The organism is Kribbella steppae (genome assembly GCF_004342025.1).
Lineage (GTDB): Bacteria > Actinomycetota > Actinomycetes > Propionibacteriales > Kribbellaceae > Kribbella > Kribbella steppae.
In genome coordinates this window covers 1-5,575 of sequence record NZ_SLWN01000033.1, presented here as the reverse complement: position 1 = coordinate 5,575, position 5,575 = coordinate 1, and the positions used below count along the sequence as shown (strand labels likewise).

The following is a 5,575-nucleotide window of genomic DNA, read 5'->3' as shown; positions in this document are numbered from 1 at the left end:
GCCCTTGGTCTTCGATCTTGGGTGGTGGGTTGTTTGTTGTTTTGTGGCGGATTCCTTTGAAATTTTTTATTGATTCAAGTCAGTTTGATTGTTTCTGATTCAAAGGATCACTCAAGTTGTTGACTGTCCAGCCTTTCGGGGTTGGTTGTCTAATATTTTCAACGGAGAGTTTGATCCTGGCTCAGGACGAACGCTGGCGGCGTGCTTAACACATGCAAGTCGAGCGGTAAGGCCCCTTCGGGGGTACACGAGCGGCGAACGGGTGAGTAACACGTGAGCAACCTACCCTCAACTTCGGGATAAGCCTCGGAAACGGGGTCTAATACCGGATATCACCGCATTCTTCATGGTTTGTGGTTGAAAGTTCTGGCGGTTGGGGATGGGCTCGCGGCCTATCAGCTTGTTGGTGGGGTAATGGCCTACCAAGGCGTCGACGGGTAGCCGGCCTGAGAGGGCGACCGGCCACACTGGGACTGAGACACGGCCCAGACTCCTACGGGAGGCAGCAGTGGGGAATATTGCGCAATGGACGAAAGTCTGACGCAGCAACGCCGCGTGAGGGATGACGGCCTTCGGGTTGTAAACCTCTTTCAGCAGGGACGAAGCGAGAGTGACGGTACCTGCAGAAGAAGGACCGGCCAACTACGTGCCAGCAGCCGCGGTAATACGTAGGGTCCGAGCGTTGTCCGGAATTATTGGGCGTAAAGGGCTCGTAGGCGGTTCGTCACGTCGGGAGTGAAAACTCGGAGCTTAACTCCGAGCCTGCTTCCGATACGGGCAGACTAGAGGTAGGCAGGGGAGAGCGGAACTCCTGGTGTAGCGGTGGAATGCGCAGATATCAGGAAGAACACCGGTGGCGAAGGCGGCTCTCTGGGCCTTACCTGACGCTGAGGAGCGAAAGCGTGGGTAGCGAACAGGATTAGATACCCTGGTAGTCCACGCCGTAAACGTTGGGCGCTAGGTGTGGGGGACATTCCACGTCCTCCGTGCCGCAGCTAACGCATTAAGCGCCCCGCCTGGGGAGTACGGCCGCAAGGCTAAAACTCAAAGGAATTGACGGGGGCCCGCACAAGCGGCGGAGCATGCGGATTAATTCGATGCAACGCGAAGAACCTTACCTGGGTTTGACATATAGGGAAATCCTCCAGAGATGGGGGGTCCGTAAGGGTCCTATACAGGTGGTGCATGGCTGTCGTCAGCTCGTGTCGTGAGATGTTGGGTTAAGTCCCGCAACGAGCGCAACCCTCGTCCTATGTTGCCAGCACGTTATGGTGGGGACTCATAGGAGACTGCCGGGGTCAACTCGGAGGAAGGTGGGGATGACGTCAAGTCATCATGCCCCTTATGTCCAGGGCTTCACGCATGCTACAATGGCCGGTACAAAGGGCTGCGAAACCGCAAGGTGGAGCGAATCCCAAAAAGCCGGTCTCAGTTCGGATTGGGGTCTGCAACTCGACCCCATGAAGTCGGAGTCGCTAGTAATCGCAGATCAGCAACGCTGCGGTGAATACGTTCCCGGGCCTTGTACACACCGCCCGTCACGTCATGAAAGTCGGCAACACCCGAAGCCGGTGGCCTAACCCTTGTGGAGGGAGCCGTCGAAGGTGGGGCTGGCGATTAGGACGAAGTCGTAACAAGGTAGCCGTACCGGAAGGTGCGGCTGGATCACCTCCTTTCTAAGGAGCACGAAACATTCCACTACGGTGGGTGTTCATTCATCACTGCTCGAGCGTTCGTCTCGGGGTGATGGTGCTTCGGACTGTGGAACATTGACCATTAGGCCAGGATCCTTGTCGGGGTCGCTAGTACTGCAGAGGTTCTCTTCGGAGAGTCGCTGCGTGGAACGTGAGCAAGACGTAGGTGATGGGCCGAGGCGCGCTGTTGGGTCCTGAGGAATCGGGCCAGGTCTCTTCGGGGACATGGACTGTTTCTTCAAGGTCACTGCTCAACCTGTTGGTTGGGTGTGGTGGCTGGGGCCGGCTTCCATCAAACTGCTGGTGGTGGTGCATCGAGGGTGTGTTGTTTCCCTTCGGTGTATTGCTGTGGCTGGTAAGTGGTGGGTTGGGCTGGTGTTCCTGCCCGTATTTTGAGAACTGTATAGTGGACGCGAGCATCTCTTTGTAGCGATTTTGTTTTGTTTTGTTGTGACAAGCTACTAAGGGCAATCGGTGGATGTCTAGGCACCAAGAGCCGATGAAGGACGTTGGAGCCTGCGATAAGCCCCGGGGAGTTGGCAACCAAGCTGTGATCCGGGGGTGTCCGAATGGGGAAACCCAGCTGGCATTCTAAAGCCAGTTACCAGTGCCTGAACACATAGGGTTCTGGAGGGAACGCGGGGAAGTGAAACATCTCAGTACCCGCAGGAAGAGAAAACAATTGTGATTCCGTGAGTAGTGGCGAGCGAAAGCGGATGAGGCTAAACCATGTGCGTGTGATAGCCGGCGTGCGTTGCGTACATGGGGTTGTGGGAGCATTCAGACCTTGATGCCGTGAGGTCGGGGAGTTATAAATCACTGTTGAAGTCGAATCTTCTGGAATGTTGAGCCGTAGTGGGTTATGGCCCCGTAGGCGTAAGACAGTGACTTCCGAGTGTTTTCCCAAGTAGCACGGGACTCTTGAAATCCCGTGTGAATCTGGCGGGACCACCCGCTAAGCCTAAATACTTCTTGGTGACCGATAGCGGACTAGTACCGTGAGGGAAAGATGAAAAGTACCCCGGGAGGGGAGTGAAATAGTACCTGAAACCGATTGCCTACAATCCGTCGGAGCATTCCCTTGTGGGGTGTGACGGCGTGCCTTTTGAAGAATGAGCCTGCGAGTTAGTGGTGTGTGGCGAGGTTAACCCGTGTGGGGTAGCCGTAGCGAAAGCGAGTCTGAATAGGGCGTTTTAGTCGCATGCTCTAGACCCGAAGCGGAGTGATCTATCCATGGGCAGGTTGAAGCGTGGGTAAGACCGCGTGGAGGACCGAACCCACCAGGGTTGAAAACCTGGGGGATGACCTGTGGATAGGGGTGAAAGGCCAATCAAACTCCGTGATAGCTGGTTCTCCCCGAAATGCATATAGGTGCAGCGTCGTGTGTTTCTTACCGGAGGTAGAGCACTGGATGGTCTAGGGGGCTTACCGGCTTACCGAAATCAGCCAAACTCCGAATGCCGGTAAGTGAGAGCGCGGCAGTGAGACTGCGGGGGATAAGCTCCGTAGTCGAGAGGGAAACAGCCCAGATCACCAGCTAAGGCCCCTAAGCGATTGCTAAGTGGAAAAGGATGTGGAGTTGCCCAGACAACCAGGAGGTTGGCTTAGAAGCAGCCACCCTTGAAAGAGTGCGTAATAGCTCACTGGTCAAGTGATTCCGCGCCGACAATGTAGCGGGGCTCAAGCAATCCGCCGAAGCTGTGGCATTCACACTCGTACCAGGCTCTGACTTTTGGTCGGGGTCCAGGTGTGTGGATGGGTAGGGGAGCGTCGTGCAGCGTGTGAAGCAGCCTAGTGATGGAGTTGTGGATGCTGCACGAGTGAGAATGCAGGCATGAGTAGCGAATGACGGGTGAGAAACCCGTCCGCCGGATGATCAAGGGTTCCAGGGTCAAGCTAATCTGCCCTGGGTAAGTCGGGACCTAAGGCGAGGCCGACAGGCGTAGTCGATGGACAACGGGTTGATATTCCCGTACCGGCATTAACACGACCCGACCGAACCTGCTGATGCTAAGTCAACTAAGCCATGATGTCTTCGGATGGATTGGTGGCGTTGGTGACCCGAGGTGGTAGTAGGTGCATTGAGGAGTGACGCAGGAGGGTAGTCCAACCGCGGCGATGGTAGGCGCAAGCTGATCCGCGGGCAAGGTGGTAGGGCGAGGCATAGGCAAATCCGTGTCTCATTGAGCCTGAGAGCCGAGGCGGACCCGTTTAGGGGAAGTGGATGATCCCATGCTGCCGAGAAAAACTTCGCAGTGAGTGTTAGAGCCGCCCGTACCCCAAACCGACACAGGTGATCAGGTAGAGAATACCAAGGCGATCGAGTGAACCATGGTTAAGGAACTCGGCAAAATGCCCCCGTAACTTCGGGAGAAGGGGGGCCGGATCCGTTAGGTGACTTGCTCACCGAAGCGGTGATGGCCGCAGAGACCAGGCCCAAGCGACTGTTTACTAAAAACACAGGTCCGTGCGAAGAAGTAATTCGATGTATACGGACTGACGCCTGCCCGGTGCTGGAACGTTAAGGGGACAGGTTAGCTGGTTTCGGCCGGCGAAGCTTTGAACTTAAGCGCCAGTAAACGGCGGTGGTAACTATAACCATCCTAAGGTAGCGAAATTCCTTGTCGGGTAAGTTCCGACCTGCACGAATGGCGTAACGACTTGGGCGCTGTCTCAACCATGGACTCGGCGAAATTGCATTACGAGTAAAGATGCTCGTTACGCGCAGCAGGACGGAAAGACCCCGGGACCTTTACTACAACTTGGTATTGGTGGTCGGTACAACTTGTGTAGGATAGGTGGGAGACTGTGAAACTCGGACGCCAGTTCGGGTGGAGTCATCGTTGAAATACCACTCTGGTTGTTCTGGCTGTCTAACTTTGGTCCGTTATCCGGATCAGGGACAGTGCCTGGTGGGTAGTTTGACTGGGGCGGTCGCCTCCTAAAAGGTAACGGAGGCGCTCAAAGGTTCCCTCAGCCTGGTTGGCAATCAGGTGTCGAGTGTAAGTGCACAAGGGAGCTTGACTGTGAGACAGACATGTCGAGCAGGGACGAAAGTCGGAACTAGTGATCCGGCGGTGGCATGTGGGAGCACCGTCGCTCAACGGATAAAAGGTACCCCGGGGATAACAGGCTGATCTTCCCCAAGAGTCCATATCGACGGGATGGTTTGGCACCTCGATGTCGGCTCGTCGCATCCTGGGGCTGGAGTAGGTCCCAAGGGTTGGGCTGTTCGCCCATTAAAGCGGCACGCGAGCTGGGTTTAGAACGTCGTGAGACAGTTCGGTCCCTATCCGCTGCGCGCGCAGGAGACTTGAGAAGGGCTGCCCCTAGTACGAGAGGACCGGGGTGGACGAACCTCTGGTGTGCCAGTTGTTCCGCCAGGAGCACGGCTGGTTGGCTACGTTCGGGAGTGATAACCGCTGAAAGCATCTAAGCGGGAAGCACGCTTCAAGATGAGGTCTCCCACCGGGTTAACCGGGTAAGGCCCCCAGTAGACCACTGGGTTGATAGGCCAGAAGTGGAAGCACGGCAACGTGTGTAGCTGACTGGTACTAATAGGCCGAGGGCTTGTCACACACCACACATGGCGTGGGCAAGACCTGAACATGCGCTACGTAACGAAGAGAAGTTTCGCGTTCACTGTACGGTTCCCGAAATACGGTCAACCCCAGCAACCAACACCGAAGTGGGTGTTGTGACTGTGCGAGTGTGGTTGGTTGATATTTTGATAGAGTTTCGGTGGCCATAGCGTCGGGGAAACACCCAGTCTCCATTCCGAACCTGGAAGTTAAGCCCGCCAGCGCCGATGGTACTGCGACCGGGAGGTCGTGGGAGAGTAGGACGCCGCCGGACATTCACACTGTTAAAGCCCACCCCCC

General features: G+C 56.0%; 3 rRNA genes. All 3 read left to right on the top strand.

The features are described from left to right. Window positions 1-158: 158 nt before the first annotated feature. The 3 genes from EV652_RS43800 (at window position 159) to rrf (ending at window position 5,549) form a co-directional block, all read left to right on the top strand. Window positions 159-1,676 (top strand): 16S ribosomal RNA (locus EV652_RS43800). A 469-nt stretch (window positions 1,677-2,145) separates the two neighbouring features. Continuing rightward, window positions 2,146-5,272, top strand: a 23S ribosomal RNA gene (locus EV652_RS43795). Window positions 5,273-5,431: 159 nt separating this feature from the next. After that, window positions 5,432-5,549 (top strand): 5S ribosomal RNA (rrf, locus tag EV652_RS43790). The 16S, 23S and 5S rRNA genes sit together here, the layout of an rRNA operon. Window positions 5,550-5,575: the final 26 nt, after the last annotated feature.